Origin of the sequence: Saccharothrix ecbatanensis, assembly GCF_014205015.1 — a bacterium.
Classification (GTDB): Bacteria; Actinomycetota; Actinomycetes; order Mycobacteriales; family Pseudonocardiaceae; genus Actinosynnema; species Actinosynnema ecbatanense.
Genome location: NZ_JACHMO010000001.1, coordinates 6,591,103 through 6,604,701 on the forward strand (window position 1 = coordinate 6,591,103; position 13,599 = coordinate 6,604,701).

A 13,599-nucleotide genomic window follows, 5' to 3' on the forward strand; every position below is an offset into this window, starting at 1 on the left:
ACCCGTCACCGGCCTCCGTCGGCCGCCCGACCGCCCGCGCAGGCGATCACCAGGGCGGCGGCGGGCGAAGGGTCCCGCCGCCACACCAACTCCAGGTCCGGCGCGGGTAGGCGGTCCGCGAACGGGATCATGACCGCGTCCGCGGGCAAGTGGTCTCCCAGCGTGCGGGGCACCAGCTGGTAGTTCTCGCCGCCCGCGAGCTCGTCGAACCGGCGCCAGCCGGGCAGCCGCGTGTCCTCCACCTCCGGGACGTGACCGAGCGCGGACAGGAGCGCGGCGCGGTAGCCCGGCATGTGCCGCCGGGACAGCAGCAGGCGACTGCCCACCAGGTCGGCCGGGGTCACCGCGTCGCGGCCTGCGAGGTGGTGCGCCGCCCCGACGACCACGATCAGGTCCTCGCGGTGGAACGGGAGCCGGCCGAACTCGGGGCGCACGGGCATGCTCCGCGACAAGACCAGGTCGAATCTCTTCGCGAGCAGCCCTTCCACCAGCTCCACCGACCACCCCTCGACCTGGTCGACGGTCAGACCGGGGTGGCGCTCGCGGACGGCGTCGACGAGTCGCGGCACGGCTTCGTACGCGGCACTCGTGACGAAGCCGAGCCGAACGGCGCCGAACTCGCCGCGCCCGGCGGCCTTGCTCCGTTCGACGAGCCCGTCGGCGTCGTCGAGGATCCGGCGCGCGGACGCCACGAACACCCGGCCGGCGTCGGTCAGCCCGGTCGGCCGCCGGGTGAACAGGGTGACGCCCAGGGCGCGTTCCAGGTCGCCGACCTGGCGGCTGAGTGCGGGTTGGGCGATGTGCAGCCGGTCGGCGGCGCGCTGGAAGCCGCCCTCGTCGGCGACCGCCACGACGTAGCGCATCAGGCGCAAGTCGATCGACATGCCCGGAGCGTATGTGGGCAGACCGAGTCGGTATTGGCGGTTCCGGCGAACCGGCGCCGAGACTGTCGGCGATGTCGATCGTCAACGGAGGTCGGATGATGCGCAGGCGTGACGTGCTGGTGGCGGCAGCGGGACTCGGGGCGGCGGTGCTGCTGCCGCGGACCGCGACGGCGGGACCGTTCCCCACCGAGTTCGCGTTGCCGGACGGGTTCATGCCGGAGGGCATCGCGATCGGCGCGTGGCCGACGGCGTACTTCGGCTCCCGCGCCGACGGCGCGATCTACGAGGTGGCACTGGCCACCGGACGCGGCCGGGTGCTCAGCGCCGGCACGGGCACGCCGTCGCTGGGCATCAAGGTGGACTCCCCGCGGCGGCGGCTGTTCGTGGCGGGCGGCTCCGGCGGCGACGCCAGGGTGGTCGACGCCTTCTCCGGTCGCGTGCTGGCGAGCTACCGGCTCTCCGAGCAGGAGTCGTTCGTCAACGACCTGGCGATCACCCGCGACGCCGTGTGGCTGACCGACTCCTTCCAGCCCGTGCTGCACCGGTTGCCGCTCGGGCCGTTCGGCGCGCTGCCGCACCAGTCGAAGATCAGTTCGCTGCCGTTGACCGGCGACCTGGTCCACGTCCCGGAGGTGGCCAACGCCAACGGCATCGTGACCACCCCGGACGGCCGGGCGTTGCTGATCGGCCAGTCCGCCACCGGCAAGCTGTTCCGGGTCGTGCCGGAGACGGGTGTGACCGCGGAGGTCGACCTCGGTGGTCACCTGCTGCCGCGCAACGACGGCCTGCTGCGCGAGGGCAGGAACCTCTACGTGGTGCAGAACCGGGTGAACCTGTTCACCAAGCTGGAGCTGAGCCCGGATGCGAGCAGTGCCCGGGTGGTTGCCGCGGTGTCGGACCCGAGGTTCGACGTGCCGGCCACCGTCGCCGCCTGGGGCAACCGGTTCTACCTGGTCAACGGGCGGTTCAGCACGACGCCGACGCCGACCACGACCTACGGCGCGCTGGCGCTGGACAAGTTCTGACCGGTCGGTTCGGCTGCTACCGGTCGGTTCGGCTTCTGACCGGCCGGTTCAGCGGCCTTCGGTCAACACCTTCAACGCCGCGTCGTGCAGGTGCCCGTTGCTCGACAGCACGTTGCCGCCGTCGAACCGCTCCACCCCGGCCAGGTCGCTGAACCGGCCACCGGCCTCCGCCACCAACACCTGGAACGGCGCCACGTCCCACGGGTTCACGATCGGCTCGGCGGCGAGGTCGATCGCACCCTCCGCGACCAGGCAGTGCTGCCAGAAGTCGCCGAACGCCCGGTTCTCCCAGCACGCGTCGACCAGCGCCAGGTACGCCTCGCGGGAGTGGTGCTCGACCCACGTGCCGAGGTGCGTGGTGGACAGGTAGGCGTCGGACAGGTCGCGCACGCCGGACACGTTGATCGCCCGCTCGCCCGACGCGTCCGACGTGTGCGCGCCACCGCCCGTCGAAGCCCACCAGCGGCGGCCCAACGCGGGCGCGCTGATCACACCCACCACCGGCACGCCGTCCACCACGAGCGCGATCAACGTCGCCCACACCGGCACGCCGCGCAGGAAGTTCTTCGTGCCGTCGATCGGGTCGACCACCCACGCCCGCCCTGCCCCCGCCGTGCCGCCGCGTTCCTCGCCGGCGATCTGGTCGTCCGGGGCCTCGACCGCGAGCACGGCGCGGATCGCGTCCTCGACGGCCACGTCGGCGTCCGTCACGGGCGTGCGGTCGGGTTTGCGCTCCACCACGAGATCCCGGGCGCGGAACCGGGCCGTGGTGATCTTGTCTGCCTCGTCCGCCAAGCGGAGGGCCAGGGACAAATCTGCGCGAAGGGCGGACACGCACCGGATCGTGCCACGCCTACGCTGAGCGGCGTGAGCGTGGTCTTGTTGGCCGAGGACGACCCGGCGATCGCGGAACCGCTGTCCCGCGCGTTGCAGCGGGAGGGGTACCAGGTCCAGGTCGTCGGCGACGGTCCGGGCGCGTTGGCCGCCGCCGAGCACAGCGGCATCGATCTCCTGGTGCTCGACCTCGGCCTGCCCGGGATGGACGGGCTGGAGGTGTGCCGGCGGCTGCGCGCGGGCGGTCGGGGCATCCCCGTGCTGATGCTCACCGCCCGGTCGGACGAGGTCGACTTCGTGGTCGGGCTCGACGCGGGCGCGGACGACTACGTGGCCAAGCCGTTCCGGCTCGCCGAGCTGATGGCCCGGATCCGCGCCCTGCTGCGCCGCCGTTCGCCCGGCACGCTGGAGGTCAACGGCGTGCGCGTGGACCTCGCCGCCCGCCGCGTCACCGTGGACGGGCTGGAGGTGCAGCTGGCGAACAAGGAGTTCGAGCTGCTGCGCGTGCTGATCCAACGCGCGGGCCAGGTCGTGCACCGGGACGAGATCCTGTCCGAGGTCTGGAACGACCCGGAGCTCAAGAGCAGCAAGACCCTCGACATGCACATGTCCTGGCTGCGCCGGAAGCTCGGTGACGTGCGCTCGGTGGAGCGCCGCATCGCGACCGTGCGCGGTGTCGGCTTCCGCTTCAACACCGCCGACTGATGCGCACCCGGATCCTGCGGGCGATCCTGCTCGCCGTCGCGGTCACCGGGTTCGCCCTCGGCATCCCGTTGGGCTACACGGCCCTGCGGTTGGTGGACGACGGCGCGCGCACCGACCTGGCCGCGCGGGCGCAGCGGATCGCCGCGTCCATCGACGACCAGATCGCGAGCGGGCGGGCGATCGACCTCAAGCCCGTGGAGGTCGGCGTGCCCGAGGGCGGCCACCTCGTGGTGACGTCCGCCGACGGGGTGCGCGAGTTCGGCAAGACACCAGGGCCGGACCCGTTGTCGGTGGAGGTGCCGATCGCACAGCAGGGCACGGTCCGGCTGGAGGTGTCGTCCGCGCCGATGCACACCGCGCAGTACCAGGTCGCGGCGCTGGTGGTGCTGCTGGTCGTGCTGTCGGTGAGCACCGGCACGGTGGTGGCGACGGTGACGGCCCGCAAGCTCGCCATGCCGTTGCGGCACGTCGCTTCGCGGGCGGCACGGTTGGGCGCGGGTGACTTCCGGCATGACGACCGGCGGCACGGCGTGCCGGAGCTGGACCTCGTCGCGGACGCCCTGGACAAGTCGGCGGGGGCGTTGGCGCAGCTCGTGCAGCGGGAGCGGGAGCTGGTCGGTGACGTCTCGCACCAGCTCCGCAGCAGACTGACGGCGTTGCAGCTGCGGTTGGAGGCGCTGTCGCTGCACCCCGAGCCGGACATGGCCGTGGAAGCGCGGGCCGCGTTGGAGCAGGCCGAACGGCTGGCCGAGGTGCTGAACGAGATGCTGGCCGCTGCCCGTGCGGCCCGTGCGGTGGGCGCCGAACCGCTCGACTTGGGCGCCGAGCTGTCGGCCATCGCCGAGGAGTGGCGTGACCCGCTGCGTAGCGTCGGGCGCGCGCTGCGGGTGCGTGTGCCGGAAGGGCTGTTGGCGCGTGCCACGCCCGCACGGCTGCGTGAGGCGATCGGCGTGCTGCTGGACAACGCCCTGCGGCACGGTGAAGGTCAGGTCGTCGTCTCCGCGCGGCGTGACGACGGGACGATCGTCGTGGAGGTCGCCGACGGGGGCGCGGGCGTGCCGGACGAGTTGGCGCACCACATCTTCGAGCGCGGTGTGTCCGGCGGCGGGTCCACCGGGGTCGGGCTCGCGTTGGCGCGTGCCTTGGTGGACGCCGACGGCGGGCGGCTGGAGCTGTCCACCGCCCGGCCGGCGACGTTCGCGCTGTTCCTGCCCGTGCCGAAGGCCGAGGACGTGGTAGGCGTGACCTGGCGGACCGACCTCACGCCTCGCTAGGCGCGACCTCGGGCTGTTTGGTTTCGGGCTGCTTGGTTTCGGGCTGCTTGGTTTCGGGCTGACCGGCTTCGGGCTGGGCGGCTTCGGGCTGGGCGGCTTGGGTCGTCTGGGGCAGCACACCGACCGCGCCGCGCACCACCTGCGCCCACACCAGCCGGCCGAACAGGTAGTGGCAGGCGACGTCCTCACTGGTGAACGCCGCCCAGTCGTACCGGTTGCCCTGCTCGCGCCAGAAGACCTCGAAACCCTCGTCGGTCGGCAGCAGGCACCACGTGTTGTCGGCTTCCGCCCCGACCGACACCACCTCGGCGGGCACGCCCACGGCCAGCAGCCAACCCTGGATCGACTCGGCGTTCATCCCATCTCCTCCAGGTAACCCAGCGCGATCAGGTCGGCGACCGGGTAGGTGGCGCGGTACCGGACGCCGCCGCCGGGCTGCCCGAACCACTCGGCGGACAGGGTGAACCACACCGGCAGCACCTTGACCACCCGGTAGCGGTGGTAGCCGGCGTCGACGAGCGCGGGCGGCAGCGAACGGGCCGGGTAGGCGGTGCCGAGCTGGGACAGCACCCGGCCTTCCGGACCACCGAACCGGTCCAGCTCCACGCCGGCCGCCAGCACACCGGCCTGGCCCGCCTCGTAACCGCCTTCGGGGAACAGCTCACCGGGCGGCCAGGCGTACTCGGGTGGGTCGGCGCGGACCAGGAACCGGCGTTCCCAGTCACGCTCGTGCATCCCCGCCAACGGGTCGTAGCCGTCGAGCAGCTCCGGGTCCGGCGCCGCGCCGGGCGTGAGGACGACGCGCGGGCGGTTGCGTGCGGGCACCGGGTCGGTCGAAGCCGTAGGAGCTTCGGTCGGCTCCGCGCCGGACAGCCTGGACCGCAGTCCTTCTTGGCCGGTCGCCAAGAGGTCCAAGCCGAATTGAGCGGACGCGTCCACCAGGTGACCTTCGGGGTGGCCCTGCGGCTCGAAGCGGAGACCGGCCGCGAACGACTCGTCCTCGGACGGCGGGGGCAGCTGGCGGGCGGGCTTCGCGCTGGGCCGCGGGAGCGTGCCGCCGGGGAACATGTGCAGCAGGAACAAGACCGCCGCTTCGGTGGCCGGCTGCGCGGTCTGCGCGGCCTTGACCGGGGGCGAGGGCTGGGTCTCGGCCGGTTCGGTCGGCAGGATTGCCGACGTCGGGCCGGGTTGGAGCGGGAAGCCGGTGGTGGTGTCGCGCCCGCCGACCTGTATGCCCATCGGCACGGGGAGGATCGCGAGGCCGAGCGCGCTGTCCTTGACCTGCTGGGCGGCGGCGGCCTGCTGGGCGGCGGCCAGGGCGTCCTTGAGCTCCTTCGGCTGGACGTCCTTGACTTCGGCCTTCGCCTGACCGTCCGCTTTGGCCTGCGCGTCCGCCCTGGCTTGGCCTTCCGCCTTTACTTGGCCTTCCGCCTTGGCCACGGCCTCGCTCTTGGCCGGACCGCCCTGCTGGTTCTGGCCCGCCGGCGACTGACCCTGGGACTGGCCGGGCTGCGGTTGACCGGGTTGACCGGGTTGACCGGGTTGACCCAGCTGACCGGGCTGGGTGGCCTGGACCGCCTGTGCCGCACGGGCTTCGGCCTTCTGCGCCGCCTGCTGCCCGGCCTGCTGACCCGGAGCCTGCGTGGTCGCGGCAGCGTTGGCCGCCGCGTTCGCGGCCGGGTTCTGCACCACGGACGCAGCCGCGGCAGCCGCCGGACCCGCCACGGCAGGACCACCGCCGAGCGACGGGCCACCGAACCCGGCCCCCTGCGACGGGGGTTGGTTCGAGACCGGAGCCGCGGGCTGAGCCGGCGTGTGCGGAGCTTCGGTGTGCAGCAGCGGACGCTCCAAGAGCGCCGCCGACGACTGGTTGACCGTGCCCTCGGTCCGGGTGACGACGTTCTCCACCGTCGCGGCAGCGGCCGGGACCGTGCCTAGGACCGGGTTCAGCAAGTCGCCAACGATCCGGTTGCCCTGGCCGGGCGGGGTTCCGCCGTGGCCGGGCGCGTGGTCACTGCCCGGTGCGTTGTCACGGCCAGGTGCGTTGTCACGGCCCGGCGCCACGGTCTCGGTCACGCCTTGGACCGCGTCCGCCGTGCCTTGGACAGTGCGACCGACCGTGTTGTCGACGGTGTTGCCGACGGCGTTGCCCGCGCCTTGCACGACTTCGCCGACCGTGTCCACCACCGGTTCCACCACGGCCGCGACCGGTGGCGCGACCGCGCCGACCGCTCCCACGACCGGCTGGGCCACCGCACCGACCGTGTCCGTCACCGCGCCGACGAGTCCGCCGACCAAACCGGGAGCCTGCGCCGCGCCACCGGCCGCACTGCCGCCAGCAGCACTGCCGCCAGCAGCACTGCCACCGGCCGCACTGCCGCCGCCCGCACTGCCGCCGCTCGCACCAACACCGCCGTCACCGGCCGGGCCGCCACCGAGCAGGCCGTCCACCAGCCCGCCGCCCTGGCCGCCACCCAACAACCCGCCGCCGAGCAGCCCACCACCCTGCGCCGGACCCGAACCAGCAGCCGGACCCGAACCAGCCGGACCCTGCGCGGGACCGGCGTCACCAGGCGCGTGCACCCCCGGGTTGGCGTTGACCGGAGGCTGCTGGCCGCCGATCTGCACCCCGCTGTCCAACCGCACCGCGCTCGTCAACGTGTCCGTCAAGTGGGCGACGTTCGCCGCCGCACCCCGCACCGCCGTGTCCAACCCGAGCAACGCCGTCGGGTGCCCGGCGACCGCCGCCTGCTGCGCCGCGTCGTTGTTCTTGGCCAGGTTCACCAGCTCGCGCACCAACTCGGCCTTGGCCGCGCCGACCTGCTCGGCCGCGTGGTCCAACCGGTCGGCTGCCGCGTTGCAGCCGCGCACCACCGAGTTCAACGTCCCGTCCGGCGCGGTGAACTTGCTCCAGTGTCCGCGCGCCGCCTCACCGGCCGACCCGGTCATGGCGGCCAAGGCCTTGCCCGCCGAACCGTCGGACTCCCCCGCCAACGTGGACAGCTTGGCGCCCGCCTCCCGCCACGCCGTGGCGGACGTGCGGAGGGCGTCCTCGTCGGCCTGCGGCCACGACACACCGGCTTTGGCGGCGACCTCGGCCAGTTCCGCCGGCAGCTCGATCCCCATCACGGCCCCCTGGTTCAGATCGCGCCGAGCGCGTTGCGGTTGCCCTCTTCGACCTCGCGGTACGTGCGGGCGGTCTCGGCGAACCGCTCTCCGACGCCGCCGAACCCACCGTTCAACCCGCTCAAGCCGGCCAGCACGTCACCGGACGGCTGCACGTGGCTCGCCGCGAAGCTCTGCCCGATCGCGTCACCGCCCCAGCAGTCGCCCAGCGAGTCCAGCACGCCACCCAGGTCGCCCGCGATCTTCCCGGCACGTTCGGCGAACGCGGTGAAGTCGTCGGCCCCTTCGGCGAGGCGGGCGAGGTCGGTCCGGAAGCCGGTCATCGCGTTCTCCTCGCGCCTTCGCTTCTCGTGGTGGTGGCGTCGACGTCCAGCCAGTCGCGCTGCTCGAAGTCCTCGTCGTCGTCGACAACGGGACGCCGTCGAGCCGGCTCCGGCGGTTGGATCTCCTCCGGGCGCAGGTCGGCCGTGCCGCGCAACAACGCCTCGGGGTCCGTGCCGGCGGGCAGCACCGGGCTCAACGTGCGGTACGCGCCCTCGGCTGCCTTGGCCGCGGCGTCCCGCGTGGTGCGCACGATCAGCTCGGCGAGTTGCGCGGGCCGCAGCCGGTAGGCGTTGTCGCTCAACACCAGGTCGGTGAGCGCGCCCTTCGCGTCGACCACGGCCGTCACCGAGCCGTCCGGGCTGGTCGCCGACCCGGACACCCTGGCCAGGTCGCGCTGCACTGAGGCCAGCTGGTCTCGGCTGCGCCGGTAGTCGGCGAGCAGCTCGTCCACCCGGGCACGGTGATCGGTCGTCACGGCCACCTCCGGTCTACGCCGTCGCCAGTCCGATTTGCCACGGCCGGCCGCGGTGGCATGGTCGTCGGTCGCGCGTTGGACGTTACGACCGGCACCCCGGTTCCCGCCCGTTCGACGGATTCACCCGAGGAGACGAGCTACCCGCGCAGCGCCCGCACCACCCGCGACGGGCTCGGCCGACCGAGCCGTTCCGCCATCCACGCGCTGGTGTCGGCGAGCTTGTCCAAGTCGAAGCCGTGCTCCACACCCAGGCCGTCGAGCATCCACACCAGGTCCTCGGTGGCCAGGTTGCCGGTCGCCGACTCCGCGTACGGGCAGCCGCCCAGACCGCCGGCCGACGAGTCCACCGTGCGCACGCCCGACTGCAACGCCGCCAGCGTGTTCGCCAACGCCTGGCCGTACGTGTCGTGGAAGTGCACCGCCAGCCGGTCGACCCCGTCGAACCCGGCGAGCAGCGCCGTCACCTGACCGGGCGTGGCCACGCCGATGGTGTCGCCCAGCGAGAGCTGGTCGCAGCCCATGTCCAGCAGCCGGGTGCCGACGCCGACGACCTGGTCGCGCGGCACGGCGCCCTCCCACGGGTCGCCGAAGCACATCGACACGTAACCGCGGACCCGCAAACCCTCGGCCTTGGCCTTGGCCACGACCGGGTCGAACATGGCGAACTGCTCGTCCAGCGACCGGTTCAGGTTGCGCCGGGCGAACGTCTCGGTGGCGCTGGCGAAGATCGCGACGTGCTCGACTCCGGCCCGCAGCGCGCGCTCCAGCCCACGTTCGTTCGGCACCAGCACGGGATAGGTCACGCCCGGGCGCTTGACCAGACCGGCCAGCAGCTCCTCGGCGTCCGCCAACTGCGGCACCCACTTGGGGTGCACGAAACTCGTCGCCTCCAGGATCGTGCCGCCCGCGTCGGCGAGCCGGTCCAGGAACTCCAGCTTGGTGGCGACCGGCACCACTTCGGACTCGTTCTGGAGCCCGTCGCGCGGCCCGACCTCCCAGATCGTCACCCGGTCCGGCAGCCCGGTCGCGCCCACCGACTCCGGCAGGCCGACGTCACGCGCTCCCATCGCCGACCTTCTCCTCCTGCCGGTGGTCGTCCTCGGGGTTGTCGTTGATCTCCCGGTAGAGCATCGAGTGCACCTTCTCCACACCCGGGATGTCGTCGAACTCCAGCGGCTCGTCCGAGGCCGATTCGATGATCAGCGTGCCGCAGCCGAGCACCCGGTCCACCAGGCTGTGCTCGAACCGGACGCTGTTGATGCGGCCGAGCGGGATGTCCAGGCCGGTGCGCTTGAACACGCCGATCCGGTACATCACGCGGTCGCTCGTGACGATGAAGTGCGTGGTGCGCCAGCGGACCACGGGCGCCAGGGTCAGCCAGGTGACCAGCACCACGACGAGCGCGGCCAGCGCGATCCAGGCGACCGCCGCCCAGCTCAGGTCGGCCACCAGCGCCGCGAGGTAGGCGCCACCGCCGACCGCGACGAGGAGCACGAGCACCGGGACGATCAGCGTCTTCCAGTGCGGGTGCTTGTGGATCACGACGTGCTCACTGGGGCTGAGCAGGTCGTCCGGGTACGCCACGACGGTCCCTTTCGGTGGCTGGGGCTCGCCTCTCACTGGTCAGGATCACCGTACCCGGAGGTGCACCACGTCCCCGGCGGAAACGGAGTGGTCGGCGCCCGAATCGTCACGGACCACCAGCGTGCCGTCGGACTCCAGGTAGTGGGCCGTGCCGAGCAGTTGCTCGCCCTTCGCCAACTCGACCCGCACCGGACGGCCGAGCGTGACGCAGTGCGTGCGGTACTCCTCGCGCAACGACGGCTCGTCGCCGCCCGCCCACCGCCACCGGTCTTCGAGCGCGGCCAGCTCACCGAGCAGCGTGACGGCCACCTCGGTGCGGTCCAGCGGGCCGGCGTGGTCTTCGAGGCTGGTCGGCAGGAGCCCGCCCGCGCCCGGCTCGACGTCGTCGGGCAGCTTGGCCACGTTGAGCCCGATGCCGACGACCACGGCCTGCGTCGCGCCCGCGGTGATCTCGGCCAGCACGCCCGCCGCCTTGGCGTCACCGATCAGCAGGTCGTTCGGCCACTTCAGGCTCGCGTCCACACCGACGCGCTTCGCCGTGCGGACCAGCGCCACGCCCGCGAGCAGCGTCAACCACGGCAGTCGCGCCGGCGCCACCCCGCCCGGCCGGAACAGCACGCTGAGGTAGAGGCCGCCGGTCGGCGACGACCAGCCCCGGCCACGTCGTCCCAGCCCGGCGGTCTGCTGCTCGGCGATCAGCACGGTGCGGTCGTGCGCACCCCGGGCCGCCGCCGCGCGCAGGTCCGCGTTCGTGGAACCGGTGTGATCTACAACGTCGATGGCCGCATAGGGGCCGATGAGCTTGGCGCGGAGTACCGCGGCGTCCAGGGTCACGGTGCGCAGACTAAGAGCGCCGGCGTTCGGCCGCATGGCCCACGCCGGAAGTCGCGACCCGCCCCACGCGCTTGTCGGAGCGGTGTGGATCGTGGGGCGGACCGCGTGGACAAGCCTGCAACCTCCACCGCACTGGAGGTCAACACCGCAGATCGTGAGCTGGGCTACTACACCGGCGGCCGGCCGATCCGACCCGGCTAAGCTGCGCGGCCATGAGCAGTGGGACCGCCCCCATCGGCGACGAGCCGGACGTTCACACCACGGCCGGGAAACTGGCCGACCTGTACCGGCGCAATGACGAAGCCGTGCACGCCGGTTCGGCGCGAATGGTGGAGAAGCAGCACGCCAAGGGCAAGAAGACGGCGCGTGAGCGCATCGAGATGCTGCTCGACCCCGGCTCGTTCGTCGAGCTGGACGAGCTTGCCCGACACCGCTCGACCAACTTCGGGCAGGAGCGCAACAAGCCCTACGGCGACGGCGTGGTGACCGGTTACGGCACCGTGGACGGCCGCCCGGTGTGCGTGTTCAGCCAGGACGTCACCGTCTTCGGCGGCTCGCTCGGCGAGGTCTACGGCGAGAAGATCGTCAAGGTCATGGACCTGGCGATCAAGACCGGCAGGCCGATGGTCGGCATCAACGAGGGCGGCGGCGCGCGCATCCAGGAGGGTGTCGTCTCGCTCGGCCTCTACGGCGAGATCTTCCGCCGCAACGTCGCCGCGTCCGGCGTCGTGCCGCAGATCTCGCTGATCATGGGCGCGACCGCGGGCGGTCACGTCTACTCGCCCGCGTTGACCGACTTCGTGGTGATGGTCGACCAGACCTCGCACATGTTCATCACCGGTCCGGACGTGATCAAGACCGTCACCGGTGAGGACGTCGGCTTCGAGGAGCTGGGCGGCGGTCGCACGCACAACACCAAGTCCGGCAACGCGCACTACCTCGCCGGCGACGAGGACGACGCCATCTCCTACGTCAAGGAGCTGCTGTCGTACCTGCCCGCGAACAACATGTCCGAGCCGCCAGTCTTCGACACGCCGGACGACCTGGTGCACGGCTCCATCGAGGACTCGGTCACCGACTCGGACCGCGAGCTGGACACGCTGATCCCGGACTCGGCGAACCAGCCGTACGACATGCACGAGGTCGTCACCCGGGTGGTGGACGAGGGTGAGTTCCTGGAGGTGCACCCGCTGTTCGCGCCGAACATCCTGGTCGGTTTCGGCCGGGTGGACGGGCACTCGGTGGGCATCGTGGCCAACCAGCCCACCCAGTTCGCGGGCTGCCTGGACATCGACGCCGCGGAGAAGGCGGCGCGGTTCGTGCGGACGTGCGACGCGTTCAACATCCCGGTGCTGACGTTCGTCGACGTGCCCGGCTTCCTGCCCGGCACGGACCAGGAGTGGAACGGCATCATCCGGCGCGGCGCGAAGCTGATCTACGCGTACGCCGAGGCGACCGTGCCGCTGGTCACCGTGATCACCCGCAAGGCCTACGGCGGCGCGTACGACGTGATGGGGTCCAAGCACCTGGGCGCGGACATCAACCTGGCGTGGCCGACGGCGCAGATCGCGGTCATGGGCGCGCAGGGCGCGGCGAACATCGTGCACCGCAAGACGTTGGCCGCCGCAGCCGGTGCGGGCGAGGACGTGGACGCGCTTCGGGCGAAGTTGCAGCAGGAGTACGAGGACACCCTCTGCAACCCGTACGTGGCGGCGGAACGCGGTTATGTCGACAGCGTGATCCCGCCGTCGTCCACGCGTGCTTACGTCGCGCGGGCGTTGGCGATGCTGCGCGACAAGCGCGAGGTGCTGCCGCCCAAGAAGCACGGGAACATCCCGCTGTGAGCGGGGCGCCGCACCTCCGGGTGGTGCGCGGGAACCCGGACGACGTGGAACTGGCCGCGGTGACGGCGGTGGTGGCCGGCTTGGCCGCGAGCGAAGGACCGGCCGAGGACAAGCCCCGCCGTTCGGCGTGGGCGGACAAGTCACGGCTGCTCAGGCGACCCTTGGCACACGGCCCCGGCGCCTGGCGTTCGTCCAGCCTGCCGGGCTGAGCACTGAAGACCACCGCCGGGCTCTTGCCGTCCGGCGGTGGTCCTTTTGTTGCGAGCTTGAGAAATTGCAGGCTTTAACAGTCCACGCGGCGGGAGTTGACCTGCACGCCGGTGTCGCCCAGCACGGTGACTTCGCGGCAGCGCGATCCGTCCGGCACGTCCAGGCGCACGCGCATCCACATGCTGCCCGCGTCGACCCGCGCGTCCAGCACCTCCACGCCCTCCGCGGCCACCGCCGACGGCACGGCGTCCAAGCGGGGCAAGGCGCGTGCGATGGAGGTGACCTGGGACATCACCAGGTATTCGACGCGGTCGCTGCCGTTGGCGAACGGCCAGAACGGCACGCCGTACCCGACCGGGTCCGTCGACACGACCCGAGCCGTCAGGACCAGGACGAGGACGGCCGGCACCACCAGGAGCCACCGGTACCGACCTCGACCCCGATCGGTCCGGCGGACCACCAGAGCCAAACGCTGCACAT

Annotated in this window: 14 protein-coding genes and 1 pseudogene; 5 read left to right on the top strand and 10 right to left on the bottom strand. The window is 72.2% G+C overall.

Translation table 11 applies throughout. From position 1 onward, the window contains the following. Positions 1 to 5: 5 nt before the first annotated feature. Entirely contained in the window at positions 6 to 884 is an 879-nt protein-coding gene (locus tag F4560_RS28185) for a LysR family transcriptional regulator (RefSeq protein WP_184924892.1), read from the bottom strand. A 71-nt stretch (positions 885 to 955) separates the two neighbouring features. Here F4560_RS28185 and F4560_RS28190 point away from each other — a divergent pair, with 71 nt between their 5' ends. Beyond that, on the top strand, positions 956 to 1,909 hold the full coding sequence (locus tag F4560_RS28190) for an NHL repeat-containing protein (RefSeq protein WP_246477891.1): 954 nt from the start codon (positions 956 to 958) through the stop codon (positions 1,907 to 1,909). Positions 1,910 to 1,957: 48 nt separating this feature from the next. Here F4560_RS28190 and hisN read toward each other — a convergent pair whose 3' ends face one another. Further along, positions 1,958 to 2,743: a histidinol-phosphatase gene (gene hisN / locus F4560_RS28195; RefSeq protein WP_184924894.1), complete on the bottom strand. Its 786-nt coding sequence runs from the start codon at positions 2,741 to 2,743 to the stop codon at positions 1,958 to 1,960. A gap of 33 nt (positions 2,744 to 2,776) precedes the next feature. On the opposite strand from hisN, the gene F4560_RS28200 reads away from it, so the two are divergent. Together F4560_RS28200 and F4560_RS28205 are read left to right on the top strand one after the other, a co-directional pair. Beyond that, positions 2,777 to 3,448: a response regulator transcription factor gene (locus tag F4560_RS28200; RefSeq protein WP_184924897.1), complete on the top strand. Its 672-nt coding sequence runs from the start codon at positions 2,777 to 2,779 to the stop codon at positions 3,446 to 3,448. Further along, positions 3,448 to 4,722, top strand: coding sequence for an ATP-binding protein (locus F4560_RS28205; protein WP_184924900.1), 1,275 nt, complete (start codon positions 3,448 to 3,450; stop codon positions 4,720 to 4,722). The genes F4560_RS28200 and F4560_RS28205 overlap by 1 nt, the downstream gene beginning before the upstream one ends. Before the next feature lie 109 nt (positions 4,723 to 4,831). Here F4560_RS28205 and F4560_RS28210 read toward each other — a convergent pair. From F4560_RS28210 to F4560_RS28240, 7 genes and pseudogenes are all read right to left on the bottom strand, one after another. Further along, positions 4,832 to 5,080 (bottom strand): annotated as a pseudogene (locus tag F4560_RS28210) (hypothetical protein); the annotation flags it as partial. Beyond that, positions 5,077 to 7,848 carry a TNT domain-containing protein gene (locus F4560_RS28215; protein ID WP_184924903.1) on the bottom strand — a complete coding sequence of 924 codons (2,772 nt, stop codon included), beginning with the start codon at positions 7,846 to 7,848 and terminating at the stop codon, positions 5,077 to 5,079. The gene F4560_RS28215 and the pseudogene F4560_RS28210, both read right to left, overlap by 4 nt. 14 nt (positions 7,849 to 7,862) lie before the next feature. Then, the gene (locus tag F4560_RS28220) at positions 7,863 to 8,171 is read right to left on the bottom strand and encodes a WXG100 family type VII secretion target (protein ID WP_184924906.1); all 309 of its coding nucleotides are present in this window, start codon (positions 8,169 to 8,171) and stop codon (positions 7,863 to 7,865) included. After that, the gene (locus tag F4560_RS28225; RefSeq protein WP_184924908.1) at positions 8,168 to 8,647 is read right to left on the bottom strand and encodes a YbaB/EbfC family nucleoid-associated protein; all 480 of its coding nucleotides are present in this window, start codon (positions 8,645 to 8,647) and stop codon (positions 8,168 to 8,170) included. The genes F4560_RS28220 and F4560_RS28225 overlap by 4 nt, the downstream gene beginning before the upstream one ends. Before the next feature lie 137 nt (positions 8,648 to 8,784). Beyond that, complete coding sequence (locus F4560_RS28230; RefSeq protein ID WP_184924911.1) at positions 8,785 to 9,714, bottom strand: hydroxymethylglutaryl-CoA lyase; 930 nt, start codon at positions 9,712 to 9,714, stop codon at positions 8,785 to 8,787. Next, on the bottom strand, positions 9,701 to 10,231 hold the full coding sequence (locus F4560_RS28235) for a PH domain-containing protein (protein WP_184924914.1): 531 nt from the start codon (positions 10,229 to 10,231) through the stop codon (positions 9,701 to 9,703). Before F4560_RS28235 ends, F4560_RS28230 begins: the two co-directional genes overlap by 14 nt. Positions 10,232 to 10,276: 45 nt before the next feature. Beyond that, positions 10,277 to 11,101, bottom strand: coding sequence for a biotin--[acetyl-CoA-carboxylase] ligase (locus F4560_RS28240; protein WP_184924917.1), 825 nt, complete (start codon positions 11,099 to 11,101; stop codon positions 10,277 to 10,279). Positions 11,102 to 11,277: 176 nt separating this feature from the next. On the opposite strand from F4560_RS28240, the gene F4560_RS28245 reads away from it, so the two are divergent. Both F4560_RS28245 and F4560_RS28250 read left to right on the top strand, forming a co-directional pair. Beyond that, complete coding sequence (locus F4560_RS28245) at positions 11,278 to 12,909, top strand: acyl-CoA carboxylase subunit beta (RefSeq protein WP_184924920.1); 1,632 nt, start codon at positions 11,278 to 11,280, stop codon at positions 12,907 to 12,909. Beyond that, on the top strand, positions 12,906 to 13,118 hold the full coding sequence (locus tag F4560_RS28250) for an acyl-CoA carboxylase subunit epsilon (RefSeq protein ID WP_184924923.1): 213 nt from the start codon (positions 12,906 to 12,908) through the stop codon (positions 13,116 to 13,118). The genes F4560_RS28245 and F4560_RS28250 overlap by 4 nt, the downstream gene beginning before the upstream one ends. Positions 13,119 to 13,192: 74 nt before the next feature. Here F4560_RS28250 and F4560_RS28255 read toward each other — a convergent pair whose 3' ends face one another. Then, on the bottom strand, positions 13,193 to 13,597 hold the full coding sequence (locus F4560_RS28255; RefSeq protein ID WP_184924926.1) for a hypothetical protein: 405 nt from the start codon (positions 13,595 to 13,597) through the stop codon (positions 13,193 to 13,195). Positions 13,598 to 13,599: the final 2 nt, after the last annotated feature.

Coding starts and splice junctions, on each gene's coding strand:
- F4560_RS28220 (WP_184924906.1), bottom strand. CDS start 8,171: ATGACCGGCTTCCGGACCGACCTCGCCCGCCTCGCCGAAGGGGCCGAC.
- F4560_RS28190 (WP_246477891.1), top strand. CDS start 956: ATGTCGATCGTCAACGGAGGTCGGATGATGCGCAGGCGTGACGTGCTG.
- F4560_RS28245 (WP_184924920.1), top strand. CDS start 11,278: ATGAGCAGTGGGACCGCCCCCATCGGCGACGAGCCGGACGTTCACACC.
- F4560_RS28230 (WP_184924911.1), bottom strand. CDS start 9,714: ATGGGAGCGCGTGACGTCGGCCTGCCGGAGTCGGTGGGCGCGACCGGG.
- F4560_RS28215 (WP_184924903.1), bottom strand. CDS start 7,848: ATGGGGATCGAGCTGCCGGCGGAACTGGCCGAGGTCGCCGCCAAAGCC.
- F4560_RS28205 (WP_184924900.1), top strand. CDS start 3,448: ATGCGCACCCGGATCCTGCGGGCGATCCTGCTCGCCGTCGCGGTCACC.
- F4560_RS28240 (WP_184924917.1), bottom strand. CDS start 11,101: ATGCGGCCGAACGCCGGCGCTCTTAGTCTGCGCACCGTGACCCTGGAC.
- F4560_RS28185 (WP_184924892.1), bottom strand. CDS start 884: ATGTCGATCGACTTGCGCCTGATGCGCTACGTCGTGGCGGTCGCCGAC.